Raw genomic sequence first — 15,371 nt, forward strand, 5'->3', positions numbered from 1 at the left:
GGTGCGTGGGTTCGAATCCCACTCTCTCCGTTCTGAACTACATAAGAAGAGCTTCCATTTTGGGGGCTCTTTTTTGTTGTGTGAAATTATTTTGCGGTGGCTAAATACGAATTATCTGGAATTGAGGAAGTACCTGGGGCAGATCACTTTAAGTAGTGATTTGTCTTTTTTAATCTGAATTATCAATGATCATATTCTATATTTTGGAAGGTGAATAGAGTGAGAAAGGCGAATGTTTACTGAATCAGTCTCAAGAAGTCAGATACATCGGCTAACTCAGCATTCATAATGGTGGGAACATGAAAACTATAAATCAATTATAAACTAAACCTTCAAGTAGATATGATAGTTTTGATCCGGATCAAGCAGGAAATAAAAACACCAAATTTGCTGACATAATAATTGATGGCAGGTCTCTTTATCAAATGCTGAAAAGGCATGATTTGGTTCCGTCCCTCGGGTGGGGCAGTGAAGAGCATCAAAGAAAAATAATTAACTATTTTTTATTAAACCAAACGCATGAATATTTATATTATAGATACCCCATATTAGTCTGCCCTTGGTGTGGAGATGAAGAGTGTAGCTGTATATCGGTATTTATTGAGAAAGAAGAGGATCTTATCATATGGAGAGATTTCAAACTGGAACCCAGCAATAAAGCTATGGGATTGCGGAGATTCAATGAAGTGATTTTGTGTTTTTCAGCGAATTCTTCTAATAACACAGCATTCACGCTGTGGAAGCTAACGGCTATTCGGTTTGCAATACCTGAAGCAAGGGACCGAAATATTATTTGCAATTGGAGATAATCATTAAACAGCTTTGATAATTTTTTATTCTACAATTACTAAATGACTACTCAAAAAATAAGTTGGATTATTTAGCCGATCATATAGAAGAAATAGAATTTGAACTTCTTGCAGATGCATTATATGCATTGAGTAATACTTTTAATAAAGAATATATCCCGGTTTTTATTTTGTTTGAAAATCACCAAAATTAAAATGTAAGTGATACTGCAAAAAATGCACTAATAGAGCTCTCAAAAAAACAATTGTGAGAGTGTCGCTTGCAACTGTTGCAATGAGAATAGAGAAGAAATACCGGAGGCCAAATGATACAAGAAATTTTTGAATATATTGATAATAATTTTCCTGATTTTGAGAGTGATATACATATTAGATTTGAGTTAGGTGAACCATTCCGAAATGGATCAAAACGAAGAATTAAACAAGTAAACAAAAGAGTGGTAAAAATATTTGAAGAAACATTTAATCAAAATGATTTTATTTATGTCCTGATCAAAGATTGGGGTGACCAAAATGATCCTATGTTTGGAAATACAACATCTAAATATATTTACAAGCTTATGAATGGACAGATAATTGAAGAGAGAACATTATTCGAAGTAGATGAAGATGAGGATGATGAGGGGAAAAGATTAGAAATTAAACATGAATATCAGGTTAAAGTATCTGCGGGGTTAGTCTCTACTTTTCCATACATAGAAATACTTGAAGGTATTAGTCACTATGAGCAAGGGAGAGAACCTTCAATAGGTCAAAGTGTATATTTTATTAGTAAAGATAAGGATATTATTTTTTATATGTATGATGATAGAGGATGTATCATTCATACCAGTTCTAAAGATCAATTAAGACCTCTTTATTTTAAATATAATGATTGGATAGTGAATTATCATAGAGAGTATTTTGATAATTTATTCAAGGAAGTATAATCATTTGGTTAACACCATATGTTCAGTGTGTTGAGGAATATCTGGACGGATCAATTACCTATAAGGTCTAATAAGACCTATGAGTCACCTTGAATTACAATTAAATAGTTTGGAAAATAGAATAGAGTTTAATTACTCAGAAACGTTAGACGAAATTAATACAATGTATAGAGTTAAACCAAGGAGAAACTTATGTCGATTAATCCTAAGTTACTTTATAGCACAAATGAAGAAACAGATTACGTCAGAAAAAAACTTATTGAATTTAACTCTAAACAAGTACCGAATCGCATTTATTGAGGAGATAAATTTATGCTTGAAGGATGATAACGGAGATATTGTTGCCGGTATCAATAGAGCGATATGTTGGAATTGGATGGAAATTAGTATTTTGTGGGTGGTTGATAACTATCGTAGTCAAGGTTATGGGAAAAGATTATTGGAAGAAGCAGAGAAAGTTCCCAGAGCAAAGAAATGTACTCTTATCAAATTAGATACATTCAGTTTTCAAGCGCCCGAATTTTATAAGAAGTATGGATACGAATTAATTGCAACTATCGAAGATGCTCCGCTTGGAAGTAAACACTTTTACTATAAGAAGGATCTAAATTAAGACATTCTGGCATCCTCGCTTACGCTCCATTTCAAATTGATTTAGACTGACGATCCAGTACTGAACAATTTAAAGTGTCTTTGACGTTAGGAATGTACAAACGATATAGGTAGATTAAGAAAAGAGAGATAATATGAACAAATCACATAAACAAAAAGCAGAAGAAACATTGAAATACCTTTGTCTGGGTTCTCAAATAGAAGGACTAAAGTTCTATGGTACGCAAATTTTAATATCTGAATCTGAAACCAACACTAATAGAATTGACGGTCAAATATATTTGAATATTGAAAACCGATTTGAAATTTATAGATCTTTCCCGGAAAAGATACCATGTCATGAAGATGAACTACCTAAATTGGATTGGATTGAAGGAGCAAAAAGACTTTGTGAATTAAGATTAAAACGGATTACAGATGTCAGATTAGGGGAGGACATTCCACACCTAATCATTCAATTTGAATCCGGAGAAGTGCTTTTTGTGTATGGACACCATGATCGTTATGAGAGCTGGCAGTTAGGAGTCTGGAGTAATTCAAATACTTCAGAGCATTGGGATGTGATCGCTGTACCAGGTGATAATATTGCGATTTGGTGTCCGGAATTTTGAATTTTTTTTAATGAAGTACCTTAAATATCAATATTCAAAGGAGCAGAAAGACATGGAGCTTTTTAAACAAATACCCTTGTACAGATTTTTGGCATTATGTAATGAAAGTGGCATGAAAAAGACTATATTAGATTGTGGGGCAGGAGGGGAAACTCCTCCACTAAGTTTGTTTGTAAATTATGGATACGCTACATATGGAATAGAGATGAATGTCGGACAACTCAAAAGAGCGAATCAGTTCGCAGCAGAAAGAGGACAGACTTTAAACATACAACAAGGAGATATGAGAGAGTTGGCAATAAACGATGAGTCAATAAGTTTTGTATATTCTTATAACTCTATTTTTCATATGAGAAAAACAGATGTAAAAGAAGCGATAAATGAAATGAAACGGGTGCTAAAACCAGGGGGATTATTATTTGTTAATTTTCTTACCCTTAAAGATTTTCGAGTGGGTGATGGCGTTGATTTAGGAGAACATCAGTATGAACAAATGGAAGATGATGAATTAGTAATACACTCTTATTATGATTATCATGAGGCAGATTCTATGTTTGATGACATGCAATTAATATACAAGGAAGATCGAGTGCTGGAAAGAAAGTTCGGAGGTGAATGGATACGCCAAGGATTTATTGATTACATATATAAAAAATAGCTGGTTGGTAATAAATGAAGAGTAGAGCAAGTCCAGAGTATCATCCTGGGCTTGCTCTTTTTTATGTCTAAATGATTACAATTCTTAACGTCCCGCTTACACTGCCATGACCCTTGCTACTTGGCGTCAAGTTAGAATGGGCTCAAGAAGTAAATTGAAGGAGGAAGCTATGAAAGTTGAGCTGCACTGTCACACGAGAATGTCGGATGGTTCACTTCATTTTGCAGAGCTGCTGGAGCTTGCTGTTCAAGAGGGAATTGGACATCTGGCTGTTACCAACCATGATACAACACAGGGACTAGCTGAGATGGACGAGATGTGCAGAGCACATGGCATCGAATTTATCCCAGGTATTGAAATATCAGGCTATGATGCTGAACGTCAACGTCGAGTTCATATTCTTGGCTATTTTATTGAACAGGATCACGAAGCTATTGATGTTCTATGTAGACCTTTACTTTTACGGCGTCATGAAGGCTGTCGTTTGGCAACTGAACGGTTAATCGAAGCAGGGTATAACATCTGCTGGGAGGATGTGCTGAGCTATGCCGCGGGTGGAACGGGAGTGTATAAGCAGCATATTATGCATGCGCTGATTGATCAAGGATATACGGATCGGATTTATGGCGACTTATATAAAAAGCTTTTCTCACGAGGGCAGCGAGGGGAGCAGCCTGGCATTGCCTATATTCCAACAGAATATGTCGATGCGAGAGATGCAGTTCGAACCATTATTCAGGCAGGTGGTGTTCCTGTACTAGCGCATCCGGGTCAATATCAGAGCTTTGAAGCTGTAGATGAGCTTGTGCAGGCTGGTTTACAAGGGATTGAGGTATGGCATCCACTGCATGGAGAGGAAGATGAGCTTCAGGCACAGGCACTGGCATTGAAATATAACCTGATCATGACCGGAGGGACAGATTTTCATGGCTTCTATGGTGAAAATCCTATCACACTTGGCAGTAAAAGTCCTGACGCTGCAGTTGTGATTGCACTGAAGGAACGCAAGTCCTTACTGCTGTGGGGGTGATCAGAATGTCTGAGGAAATGGATATTGTTGATTATTTGGTAGCTTCAATTCAATCAGACGAGTATGTGTCTGGCGATAAATTGCCATCTGAGCATGAACTTGCAGAACAGTTCAAGGTTCCACGTATGACTGCTCGGAAAGCGTACGAACGATTGCAGGAGCTGGGGCTTATTTATTCCATGCAGGGGAAGGGAAGTTTTGTTCGGGATAGAAAACTGCGCATTCCCCTCGCTCTCTCAGGTGGCAAAAGCTTCAGTAAGAAGATGATCGAGCTCGGATTCAATTATGAATCCATGAACATATTCTGTGAACCTATGGAGTCGAATCATAAGATCGAAGCAACACTTGGCATTGGTGATGGAGATCGTGTATTCAAAATAGGGCGATTGCGCAAGATCGATGGTTGCCCCGTCGCGCTTCATATCTCTTATGTGGCGGAATCGCTATTTCCGAACATTGAACATGTAGGTCGGGAGATATCTTCCATGTTCGAATTTTATGAACGACATGGATATACAGATTTCCAATTATCAGAATCCATATTAAGTATCACATATCCGATCAAGTATGAACGTGAGCTTCTAGCCTGCTCTAGCTTGATTCCCTTGCTAGTCCTGAATTCAGAGTGCAGGGATAAGGAAACGGGCCGGATGATTGAATGCAGCAGAATTATGTATCGCGGAGATATGTTCACGTATGAGCTGTAGCAAAGAAGGAGGTACGTAAATGAACCGTAGACAACGAACTGAAACATTAATTAATAGCTCATCTAATCTAGCAACTGTTCTGGCTGATGAGATCAAAGGCCGTTACGAAATTGACCTAATAGAGGAACCTAATCATGGTCTAGTAATGGTAAAGGTCAGAGAAACAGCTAAGAAAAGCCTGTTTTATTTGGGTGAGGTGCTAGTTACGGAGTGTAAGGTCCAGATTGCCGGGAAAATGGGCGTAGGACTTATTAAGGGTGACGAGCCTGAAAAATCGTATGACCTTGCTGTAATTGACGCGGCTTATGCGGCTGAATTAGTGGAGACAGCGGCATGGTCTGCCAAGCTATATATGGAACATGCCCTTCTTGAACAAGCCTATCTAGCAGAACACGCTAAAGTAATGCGAACGAAAGTAGATTTTGAGACGATGGACACCGACTCAGAATGAGATCCGAAGGGAGAACATATATGATGCTCGATATGGTTCATGATATTCAATCAGTATACCGCAAATTAGTTCACAGCATGTCAAGACCAGGTACGATCACAGATCTCTCGGAAGAGGCTGAGAAGCTGGATAATCAAGGCGTGTTTCCCAGTACTCAATTGATCGCCCGCACCTTGCTAGATACAGAAGTTACCTTCAGCATTGTTTCTTCGCGAGCAGCAGAGATAACTAGCTTATTTAGCCAAATGACCTATGCAAGGGAAGCGGCCATTGAAGCGGCAGATTATATTTTTGTGCTGGAGGATGCTGTTTCTGGTGCCTGGCTTGAAACGATACAAGCGGCGAAAGTCGGTGAGTTGATTGATCCTCATGCGGCAGCCACGATCATTGTTGAAGTAGAGGATTTATTCGGTGGTACAACATTGCGTCTATCAGGTCCTGGAATCCTGACTACAGCTTCCATAGCTATGAATATGAGAGAAGATTGGGTTGAACTTCGTGCTGATCGTAACAGTGAGTTTCCGTTAGGTGTAGATCTTCTGTTTACAGATGTAGACCATAGAGTTCTTGCCTTACCAAGAACGACACAGGTCGTGAAAGAGGAGGTATAGCCATATGGGTTACGTAGCAGTGAAAGGTGGTACGGAGGCCATTGAACAATCGTTACTACGACTGCAGTATGAGCGATTACGTAGTGGCAAGGTACTAAAGGTTGAAGCCATAAAAGCAGGCATGCGTGGTCTTGTTGACCAAGTGATGTCGGAGAGTAGCTTATATAGCGAGGAGCTTGCAGCGCTTGCCATTAAGCAAGCGGAAGGTAGCCCGGAGGAAGCTGTTTTCCTACTGCGAGCCTATCGCTCGACCTTGCCTCGTAAGCATTATTCAAAAGACGTAAGTTCAGATGAGATGCGTGTCGAAAGACGAATTTCGGCTTCGTTTAAGGATATCCCTGGCGGGCAGATTTTAGGCGCATCTACAGATTACTCTCATCGCTTATTGGATTTTGACCTGATGGATGAGACGGAGATAACGGTTGAACATTGGCTCCAGGAATTCAACCAAGATCAGGTGATTGGCGACGAGCAGGAAATCACTTCACAAGCCGGTTCTGTCCCGAAAGTGCTGGATTACCTGCGCCAAGAAGGTCTGATTGCTGACTGTCCCACCGACTTCAGTGAACCAGACGATGTTACCCGAACGAGCTTAACATTTCCTGCAAGCCGCAGTGAGAAGCTCCAAATCTTGACCCGTGGGCAGACAGGGGCTCTTACGTCACTTGCTTATGCTGTCATTCGAGGCTACGGTATGGTGCATCCCACTGTCGGAGAGCTCCGCGTTGGGTTGCTTCCGGTATACATCGATAGCCCGCTGTATCCTTCAGATAATGAGGGTGATAGTTATTTTATCGGGGATATCAAGGTGACAGAAGTGGAGATGCTTGTTCCTGCCATGGTCGAACGGGAAAACGGGAAGAAGGAATTAAACTTAGAGTTCGGCTATGGATTGTGTTATGGACAGAATGAAACGAAAGCGATCGCGATGAGCATCTTGGACAAAAGTCTTGAGCAAGGTGATAAAACCATACCAACGCAGAACGAGGAGTTCGTTCTATTTCATATCGATTCTGTAGAATCAACGGGCTTTATCTCGCATTTGAAAATGCCGCACTATGTTACATTCCAGGCAAAGCTGAACGATGTGCGCAAGACGCGTAGGGAGGGATAGGCCATGCGAATCCAATATAACTTTGCATTTCTTGATGAAGGGTCAAAGCGCGAAATTCGTAGAGCGACATTAAAAGCTATAGCGATTCCTGGATACCAGGTGCCGTTTGCTTCGCGGGAGCTGCCTGTCGGTCGGGGTTGGGGAACGGGAGGATTGCAGCTCACACTGTCGTTAATTGGAAAAAACGATGTTCTGAAGGTTATTGACCAAGGCTCGGATGAATCTGTGAATGCCGTTAGTATCAAGAAGCTGATCGACCGAACGACAGGAGTCCCATCCGTAGAGGATACAGAAGCAGCTACACTCATTCAATCTCGCCATCGTATTCCAGAGATTCCCCTCAAATCAAATCAAATTCTGGTGCTTCAGGTTCCGATGCCGGAGCCGCTGCGGATGTATGAATCCAGTGAGCTAAAGACGAAGCGTCTGCATGGGGAGAATGACTACAGCGGTGCTTGGTTAATGTTGTTCGAGCAAATTATGAAGTACCGGTCCGTTTCTACAGGTGCAGATCATCCCGTTAGCGTGCAAGATCGTTATGTCATGGCACCAAGTCCCATTCCTAAATTCGATAATTCGAAGCTGCATTATTCGGATGCGCTGATCCTGCTTGGAGCAGGTCGTGAGAAGAAGATTTATGCAGTCCCACCCTATACAAAGGTGGTTTCGATGGCTTTTGACGATGTTCCGTTTGAGCCTGAGACGTTCAATGGGCATAGCTGCAAAATATGCGGAGCCGAGGATACATTCATGGATGAGCTGTATGACCAGGAAGCGGACGAAACCTACTATCAATGCAATGATACGAGCTACTGCCTAGATCGCTTGAATCAGCAGGTTGAGAACAAAGTGTTAAAAGAGGTGATCTCATGATTGCTCAGCGTCAGCAAGATAAACCTATCATGACCGTGAAGCATCTCAATAAGCAATTTGGCCCAGGCTGTAAGCAGTGCAGTCAACCGGAGCATCGTCAATTGGAAAAAAACTTCTGCCGCACTTGTGGCACGGTGTATGGCTGTCAGGATATTTCCTTCGATTTATACCCTGGAGAAGTGTTAGGGATTGTAGGGGAGAGTGGAAGTGGAAAGTCGACATTGATGCGTTGTTTATACTTCGATGAAGAGGTTACATCAGGCGAAGGGCAGATTCAACAATATAAGGAGGGGCTGCGAAATATTTTCATGGAGTCCTCTCAGCAGAAGAAATTTATACGTAATCATCTGATGGGAAAAGTCTATCAGAATCCCGTACTAGGGCTTCGGATGAAGTTCTCGTCTATCGGCAATATTGCCGAGAAGATGATTGCAGCGGGCAATCGCAACGTTGCGATGATGGAGAATCGTGGTGGCGAGCTGCTGGAACGTGTTCATATTCCCCTTGCAAGGATGAAGGAAGCACCCAAGAATTTCTCCGGAGGTATGCAGCAGCGGGTACAAATCGCCAAGGCACTATCCAATAATCCTCCCATTCTGCTGTTAGATGAAGTAACAACGGGACTGGATTTATCTGTCCAAGCGAATGTGCTGGACTTGATAAAGCATCTGCAGCGTGAACTGAAGATCAGCATACTTCTCGTATCGCATGATCTTGGTGTTATCCGTATGCTAGCAGATCGAACGATGGTGATGTTAGATGGCAGAATCGTGGAACAAGGCTTAACGGATCAAATACTTGAAGATCCGCAGCACGCCTATACGCAACAGCTTGTCCATTCATTATTATAGAGATTTCTCAGGAGGAGGTCATCTGATGTTATTAATAACAAACGGAACAATTATTACGGATGAAGCCCTACTAGTTGATTATGATTTGCTCATCCATGAAGATCGGATTGCTCAGATTATCCCTCGCGGAGAGGTGACACCAGATGTGGATATGGAAGTTGTCGATGCAAACGGAGGTTATATAACACCTGGCATGATCGACATTCATTCCGATTATATCGAACATATGACAGCACCTAGACCTACTTCACTGATAGATTTCCAGATTGGGCTACGGGAGACAGAAAAAGAACTCATCGGCCATGGGATTACGACAATGTACCATTCCTTGTCGATATTTAAATCTGCCGATTACAAATATCGCCCAATTCGAGAGCCGGAAAATGTACGCAAGCTGATTGATTTAATTGATAGCACACATACCCGTAAGCACTTGGTTCGTCATCGGTTCCATGCTCGTTTTGAGATTGATAATATCGACCAAGTTGATAATTTGAAAAGCTACATTGAAGAAGAAAAAGTGCATCTTGTTTCCTTCATGGATCATACTCCTGGTCAAGGTCAATATCGTGATCTGGAAGTGTACAAGACAACGGTTCTTGGCTACGATACGTTATCAGATGATCGGATTGCGGTACTGATCGAGAATCATCAGACGAAGGAGAAAATGACTGTTGATGTGATTCGGGAAATTGCAGAGCTCGCAAGTGCGAGAAACATAGCAATCGCCTCGCATGATGATGATTCACTGGAAAAGTTAGATCTTGTGAAGAGCTTCGGGACGGCGATCAGTGAGTTTCCCATCACGTTGGAGATTGCTCGCAAGGCTAAAGAAATGGGGTTATTCACGGTAGCAGGTGCGCCGAACGTCATCCTTGGCGGCTCACATACCGGTAATTTATCTGCAACGGAAGCCGTGCAGGATGGTTGCATCGATATTCTATGTAGTGACTATTATCCAGCTTCTATGCTCCATGCTGTGTTCCAACTCGCAGGCTCTTTTCCACTGGATTTAGTAGAGATGTTTAAGCTCGTAACCTTGCATCCAGCTCAAGCGGTGAATATCGCAGAGGATTACGGCTCCATAACGATAGGCAAAAAAGCCGATTTACTGATTATCGAACGACTGGAGCCAGATCACTTCCCAGTAGTTACAGGTGTAATTGTAGATGGCAGGCTGATTCAGAAAACGAATTACAGAATTTAATCCAAGGTGGTGATGACGTGGATCATCTGTTATCGATCAAACATCTTTCCAAATCATTTACATTGCATAATCTGAATAAACATATTCCGGCTGCACAGGATGTGAACTTGCATTTACAAGCAGGAGAGTTTGTTGGGATTACTGGCAAGAGCGGAAGCGGCAAGTCGACGATTCTGAAATGTATCTACCGTACATATCTGCCTCATACGGGCAACATATGGTACCATTCGTCGAAATATGGCGTCATTGATCTGACAACGGCTTCTGAGCGAATGATCATTGAATTGCGAAAATTTGAGATAGGTTATGTCTCGCAATTTTTGAATGTGATGCCGCGGACAACAGCAAGAGAGCTTGTTCGTGAAGCGATCATGGAAATGGGACTTGAGCAGGAGATCGCTGAAGCAGAAACCGTACGTATGCTGGAGCACTTTGAACTGGATCGCAGCTTATGGGACAGCTATCCAGCTACATTTTCTGGTGGTGAAAAGCTTCGTTTGAATATTGCTAGAGCGATGGTGAAGCGGCCAAGACTTCTCTTATTGGATGAGCCTACAGCAAGCCTTGATCAAGCTTCTAAACTTAAGGTGAAGATATTGATTGAACAGCTAATGAAGGAAGGTACGACCATGCTGGGGATTTTTCATGATCTTGAATTTATGCATGATCTCTGTAATCGAGAGTATCACATCGAGGGTGGGCATATGAGTCTCTCAAGTAATAACGAAAAATTACAAATTAATTAAATAAAGTAAACATTAAGAATATATCACGAAAATATTCCAGATATACAATGGAATTAAGAAAGATAATTTAGGATTTGAGAGGGGTAAATTCAAGTGAAAAAGATGTTACTATCAACAATTCTTACAGTATCACTCATCACGGTAGCAGGTTGCAGTTCAAATGATAGTGAGGCATCTGGAGCAGCAGATTCAACAACGAAATCAAAGGATACAATCACCATGGTATGGTATCCAAATGAATCAGGGGCGGATCTGCAAGCTACTCGCGATGAATTTTCCAAACTTATTGGCGATGCTACAGGGAAAAAAGTAATTAATCAAACAACAACCGACTATATAATCGCGATCGAAGCTATCGCAAATGGCAATGCGGATATGTCTTTTATGGGACCACAAGGATACGTTGAAGCACATGCCAAGAACGATAAAGTACTTCCGCTGGTGGTACCTAGTGGGGAGTCTGGGACGCTCGATGATGCTTTGTATTACAGCTGGCTAAGCGTGAAAAAAGGGGAGGAAGAAGCTTACAAGACTGGTGACAAATTTGCTATCGATAATATTGTGGGTAAGAAATTCTCATTTGTCTCGAACTCTTCTACTTCAGGATTTAAAGTTCCAGTAGCGGGTATCTTGGGTTATTTTGGTACACAGGATAAGTACAAAAGCCTTACTAGCGATGATCTTTTACAAGGCGGCAAGGATGAATTTTTTAGTGAGGTACTTTATGGGGGCTCTCACCAAGGTTCCGCGGTTAACCTGCTGACTGGTAAAGCTGACGTTGCGGCATTTTGTGATACATGTGTAGCCAATTATGTGGATCTGGAGTCCGGAACAGACAGTAAGCCAGGTGCAGTTTATAAAGTGAAGGAAGGCGCTGCAGAGCCATTCAATACCTTGATTGGTAAGGAATTCTCGTTAATTTCTACAACAGCGGTATTGAACTCACCGATTACAATTAATACGGAAACGGTAAGCGCAGAAGATCAAAAGAAGCTTGAGGCGTTATTTATCTCTGATGCTGTGACTAAGAATACGAAGATTTTCCTTCCAAAAGACTCGAAAGAAACAGGCATTTTCAAGCAAAAATCAGGAAATGAAAAATTCTTAACTGTCGATGATGCATGGTTCAATCCGATCAGAGAATTGACGCAATAATTGGGCAGCAAGAAGACATTGATCTAACGAGGGAGTTAACTATGACAACGTTATTGGAATTCAAGCACGTATCAAAACAATACAGCAAGGATACAAGAGCGTTATCTGATGTCAACTTCGCTGTGAAAGAAGGAGAGTTCCTGTCCATTATTGGACCTTCGGGAGCAGGTAAATCCACTCTCCTTCGTTGTATTAACCGTATGATCGATGCTAGCAGCGGAGAAATCATGTTTGAAACCGATAATATTATGAATTATAAAAAAAGTGAGTTAAAGAAGCTTCGAACTCAAATCGGAATGATCTTTCAACATTATAATCTCGTAAATCGTTTAAGTGTCATTGAGAATGTCTTGCATGGCCGACTGGGTTACAAGTCGACCATGGCAGGCATACTTGGTCTCTATTCAAAGGAAGAGAAGAAGCAGGCCTATCATATCTTGAACCTTCTTGGTCTGCAGGAGCAAGTTCATAAGCGCTGTGATCAATTGAGCGGAGGACAAAAGCAACGTGTCGGCATTGCACGGGCACTAGTGCAGAATCCTAAGCTGCTTCTCTGTGATGAGCCGATCGCATCGCTGGATCCAAATGCTTCCAAGACAATTATGGAGTATTTGCGGAGGATTTGTTCTGATATGGGGATTACTGTAATTATTAATTTGCATCAGGTAGATGTAGCTATGAAGTTTTCTGACCGCATTATTGGTGTGAACGAGGGATCGATTGTTTACGATGGCCCTCCATCTGAAATCACAAATGAACTGCTGAGAACCATTTATGGAGCAGAGCTGGATGAATATATGACGGAAGAAAGGGATACGTATGCAGGATAGGTTCTTTCTTCGTAAACGTTTAAACACGTCACTCTATTGTGCATTGCTTTTTCTTATCACGATGGCTGCAATCATCATTACACAATATGATATGGTTAAGGGCTTTACGTCTATACCGAAGGCGGCGGAGTGGGCCGTTAGCAACTTTTATCCGAATGCAAAAGCAATGACGCGGCTACCTAATATTCTGGATTCCTTAATGGAGACCTTGCTGGTGTCGATCGCTGCAACAACGGTAGCGGCTATATTCGCTTTCTTTTTTGCTATACTTGGCTCCACTACGACTGGTGTAGGCGGCGTGTTTAGTTTATTAAGCCGCTGGATCGCCTCCTTGTTTCGGAATATTGATGTCGCTGCATGGTCGATGATCCTACTGATTTCTTTTGGACAGAGCGTGATGACAGGGTATTTCGCCCTTTTCTTTGGCTCCTTTGGATTTCTAACCCGTGCTTTTATGGAATCTATTGATGAGGTTAGTAATAGCTCTGTGGAAGCTTTAAGAGCGACAGGTGCCAGCTATTTCTCGATTATCGTACATTCGGTGATTCCATCGAGTATTCCGCAGCTCATTAGTTGGATTCTATTTATGATAGAAACAAATATTCGACAGGCTACACTCATCGGGATATTAACAGGGACAGGTGTTGGCTTTTTATTCAGCTTATATTATAAAAGCTTAAACTACAGCTCTGCTTCTCTAGTCGTGATCGCAATTATAGCCGTAATATTTATTATTGAAGCAGTCTCCAACTATGTCAGGAGGGTGATTTTGTAGTATGGAACTTCAAGAAGCTGTTCGAGCCCCCTATGAACGAGAGCACTACAATGATCGCTCCCCAGATGAGTTGATCCCGAGAAAGCCGTTCAACAAAGGCTCGTTTGCGATTGTAATGACATTGCTCGTGCTCGCTTTTCTAACCGTGTATGGATTTTTCTCCTTTGATTATAAAGATTTGGACTTCGGAGCAGCTATTGATTCGACACTGCAGACACTTCGAACCATGTTCTTTTCACCTTCTATTAATCATTTCAATTTCATTCATGCGTTATACCAGGTGCTAATCACGTTAGGACTTGCATTTCTAACAACATTATTTGGCGCTGTGATCGCTTTGTTTCTGGGACTATTAGCATCACGTAATTTATCCTCCCCACTGTTGTCGACCATCGTAAGAAGTGTCGTTGCTTTTATCCGCGCAGTTCCTACCGTACTATGGGTACTTATCTTCGCTGTTGCCGCTGGTCTGGGCAGTGTTGCAGCTGTCATCGGTATGACCTTTCATTCCATTAGCTATCTAGTAAAAGCGTACTCAGAATCATTTGAAGAGCTGGATAACGGAGTGATTGAGGCATTGAAAGCAAGTGGAGCGGGCTGGTGGCAGATTGTCTTTCAAGCCGTGATTCCTTCGTCCATAACATACTTAATTTCTTGGACCTTTATGCGACTGGAGATTAACTTCGCTGTAGCAGTAGCCATGGGAGCCGCGGCAGGAGCGGGTGGTATTGGATATGATATGTTTATGGCGAGTGCATTTTACTATGATGTGAGAGAGATTGGAGCTATAACGTATTTCATTTTAGTCCTAGCCGTTCTGATGGAGCTGCTCGCAACCCGTTTAAAGAAGACATTGAAGGTTAAAGTGTAAAGCTTTCTTTTAATCTAGTTGTAAGAAAAAGCATTTGTTTTGGTTCAAAATAGTATGTTAAGTTATAAATCTGTTTGACAGAACACACAAGTTAGAGCCTATAAGGGCTCTTTTTTTGTTAGTTAGCGGGAGTGAGGAACATGGATATTAGGAAAATAGAACGTTTAATCACCTATGCAAAAGTCACATCAAGGGGATATGTCTTATTATAACGGTCTTGCGGGACTGATCTTTGGTGGGCTTGCTGCGTGAATCATACTATTGAACTTGTTCGTTACGAGGATCATGGTCCTAGAAGGAAGCTTCTTTATGTTCATGAGATACACAGCGACTCCAGGGAACATTATGAGGAGATCAAGGCAAGGATTAGACGTGATTGGGCTATAGAGAGGATTGAAGCATCGAAGAATGCAACAGGCTGAAGTGGTATGAAAAAAATGCTTGCCATGTCTTTATATTTCTGGTATCATAATTTTTGTTGTCACGTTAAGACAACCTTGCTAAGGCCCGTTGGTCAAGGGGTTAAGACAC

The 15,371-nt window shown here is 41.5% G+C and carries 16 protein-coding genes and 1 pseudogene; all 17 read left to right on the forward strand.

What is annotated here, in order from left to right; all coding sequences use genetic code 11:
* Window positions 1-1,114: 1,114 nt before the first annotated feature.
* Window positions 1,115-1,738 carry a DUF3885 domain-containing protein gene (locus CA598_RS28730; RefSeq protein WP_094878690.1) on the forward strand — a complete coding sequence of 208 codons (624 nt, stop codon included), beginning with the start codon at window positions 1,115-1,117 and terminating at the stop codon, window positions 1,736-1,738.
* A gap of 192 nt (window positions 1,739-1,930) precedes the next feature.
* Window positions 1,931-2,351, forward strand: a pseudogene (locus CA598_RS28735) (GNAT family N-acetyltransferase).
* A 133-nt stretch (window positions 2,352-2,484) separates the two neighbouring features.
* Window positions 2,485-2,961: a hypothetical protein gene (locus tag CA598_RS28740; protein ID WP_094878691.1), complete on the forward strand. Its 477-nt coding sequence runs from the start codon at window positions 2,485-2,487 to the stop codon at window positions 2,959-2,961.
* Between the two features lie 52 nt (window positions 2,962-3,013).
* Window positions 3,014-3,619 carry a class I SAM-dependent methyltransferase gene (locus CA598_RS28745; RefSeq protein WP_094878692.1) on the forward strand — a complete coding sequence of 202 codons (606 nt, stop codon included), beginning with the start codon at window positions 3,014-3,016 and terminating at the stop codon, window positions 3,617-3,619.
* A gap of 169 nt (window positions 3,620-3,788) precedes the next feature.
* Window positions 3,789-4,649: a PHP domain-containing protein gene (locus tag CA598_RS28750; protein ID WP_094878693.1), complete on the forward strand. Its 861-nt coding sequence runs from the start codon at window positions 3,789-3,791 to the stop codon at window positions 4,647-4,649.
* A 5-nt stretch (window positions 4,650-4,654) separates the two neighbouring features.
* Complete coding sequence (locus CA598_RS28755) at window positions 4,655-5,356, forward strand: GntR family transcriptional regulator (RefSeq protein WP_094878694.1); 702 nt, start codon at window positions 4,655-4,657, stop codon at window positions 5,354-5,356.
* A 19-nt stretch (window positions 5,357-5,375) separates the two neighbouring features.
* Entirely contained in the window at window positions 5,376-5,807 is a 432-nt protein-coding gene (gene phnG, locus CA598_RS28760; protein ID WP_094878695.1) for a phosphonate C-P lyase system protein PhnG, read from the forward strand.
* 20 nt (window positions 5,808-5,827) lie between these two features.
* Window positions 5,828-6,418, forward strand: a complete 591-nt coding sequence (phnH, locus tag CA598_RS28765) for a phosphonate C-P lyase system protein PhnH (protein WP_094878696.1) — start codon at window positions 5,828-5,830, stop codon at window positions 6,416-6,418.
* 4 nt (window positions 6,419-6,422) lie between these two features.
* Window positions 6,423-7,532, forward strand: coding sequence for a carbon-phosphorus lyase complex subunit PhnI (locus CA598_RS28770; RefSeq protein ID WP_094878697.1), 1,110 nt, complete (start codon window positions 6,423-6,425; stop codon window positions 7,530-7,532).
* A gap of 3 nt (window positions 7,533-7,535) precedes the next feature.
* On the forward strand, window positions 7,536-8,405 hold the full coding sequence (locus CA598_RS28775; protein WP_094878698.1) for an alpha-D-ribose 1-methylphosphonate 5-phosphate C-P-lyase PhnJ: 870 nt from the start codon (window positions 7,536-7,538) through the stop codon (window positions 8,403-8,405).
* Window positions 8,402-9,256 carry an ATP-binding cassette domain-containing protein gene (locus CA598_RS28780; RefSeq protein WP_094874582.1) on the forward strand — a complete coding sequence of 285 codons (855 nt, stop codon included), beginning with the start codon at window positions 8,402-8,404 and terminating at the stop codon, window positions 9,254-9,256. The genes CA598_RS28775 and CA598_RS28780 overlap by 4 nt, the downstream gene beginning before the upstream one ends.
* A 25-nt stretch (window positions 9,257-9,281) precedes the next feature.
* Complete coding sequence (phnM, locus tag CA598_RS28785; protein ID WP_094878699.1) at window positions 9,282-10,463, forward strand: phosphonate metabolism protein PhnM; 1,182 nt, start codon at window positions 9,282-9,284, stop codon at window positions 10,461-10,463.
* A 17-nt stretch (window positions 10,464-10,480) separates the two neighbouring features.
* Window positions 10,481-11,209, forward strand: coding sequence for a phosphonate C-P lyase system protein PhnL (locus CA598_RS28790; RefSeq protein ID WP_094878700.1), 729 nt, complete (start codon window positions 10,481-10,483; stop codon window positions 11,207-11,209).
* Window positions 11,210-11,302: 93 nt separating this feature from the next.
* The gene (locus CA598_RS28795) at window positions 11,303-12,364 is read left to right on the forward strand and encodes a PhnD/SsuA/transferrin family substrate-binding protein (protein WP_256990693.1); all 1,062 of its coding nucleotides are present in this window, start codon (window positions 11,303-11,305) and stop codon (window positions 12,362-12,364) included.
* A gap of 41 nt (window positions 12,365-12,405) precedes the next feature.
* Entirely contained in the window at window positions 12,406-13,194 is a 789-nt protein-coding gene (phnC, locus tag CA598_RS28800) for a phosphonate ABC transporter ATP-binding protein (protein WP_094874579.1), read from the forward strand.
* A complete protein-coding gene (locus CA598_RS28805) occupies window positions 13,184-13,969 on the forward strand; it encodes an ABC transporter permease subunit (RefSeq protein WP_094878701.1) in 786 nt (261 codons plus the stop codon). The genes phnC and CA598_RS28805 overlap by 11 nt, the downstream gene beginning before the upstream one ends.
* Before the next feature lies 1 nt (window position 13,970).
* Window positions 13,971-14,840, forward strand: coding sequence for a PhnE/PtxC family ABC transporter permease (locus tag CA598_RS28810; protein ID WP_094878702.1), 870 nt, complete (start codon window positions 13,971-13,973; stop codon window positions 14,838-14,840).
* The last annotated feature ends 531 nt before the right edge of the window (window positions 14,841-15,371 follow it).

It is taken from the genome of Paenibacillus sp. VTT E-133291, assembly GCF_002264395.1.
GTDB classification, from domain to species: Bacteria; Bacillota; Bacilli; order Paenibacillales; family Paenibacillaceae; genus Paenibacillus_AQ; species Paenibacillus_AQ nitricinens.

Coding starts and splice junctions, on each gene's coding strand:
- CA598_RS28730 (WP_094878690.1), top strand. CDS start 1,115: ATGATACAAGAAATTTTTGAATATATTGATAATAATTTTCCTGATTTT.
- CA598_RS28740 (WP_094878691.1), top strand. CDS start 2,485: ATGAACAAATCACATAAACAAAAAGCAGAAGAAACATTGAAATACCTT.
- CA598_RS28745 (WP_094878692.1), top strand. CDS start 3,014: ATGGAGCTTTTTAAACAAATACCCTTGTACAGATTTTTGGCATTATGT.
- CA598_RS28750 (WP_094878693.1), top strand. CDS start 3,789: ATGAAAGTTGAGCTGCACTGTCACACGAGAATGTCGGATGGTTCACTT.
- CA598_RS28755 (WP_094878694.1), top strand. CDS start 4,655: ATGTCTGAGGAAATGGATATTGTTGATTATTTGGTAGCTTCAATTCAA.
- phnG (WP_094878695.1), top strand. CDS start 5,376: ATGAACCGTAGACAACGAACTGAAACATTAATTAATAGCTCATCTAAT.
- phnH (WP_094878696.1), top strand. CDS start 5,828: ATGATGCTCGATATGGTTCATGATATTCAATCAGTATACCGCAAATTA.
- CA598_RS28770 (WP_094878697.1), top strand. CDS start 6,423: ATGGGTTACGTAGCAGTGAAAGGTGGTACGGAGGCCATTGAACAATCG.
- CA598_RS28775 (WP_094878698.1), top strand. CDS start 7,536: ATGCGAATCCAATATAACTTTGCATTTCTTGATGAAGGGTCAAAGCGC.
- CA598_RS28780 (WP_094874582.1), top strand. CDS start 8,402: ATGATTGCTCAGCGTCAGCAAGATAAACCTATCATGACCGTGAAGCAT.
- phnM (WP_094878699.1), top strand. CDS start 9,282: ATGTTATTAATAACAAACGGAACAATTATTACGGATGAAGCCCTACTA.
- phnC (WP_094874579.1), top strand. CDS start 12,406: ATGACAACGTTATTGGAATTCAAGCACGTATCAAAACAATACAGCAAG.
- CA598_RS28805 (WP_094878701.1), top strand. CDS start 13,184: ATGCAGGATAGGTTCTTTCTTCGTAAACGTTTAAACACGTCACTCTAT.
- CA598_RS28810 (WP_094878702.1), top strand. CDS start 13,971: ATGGAACTTCAAGAAGCTGTTCGAGCCCCCTATGAACGAGAGCACTAC.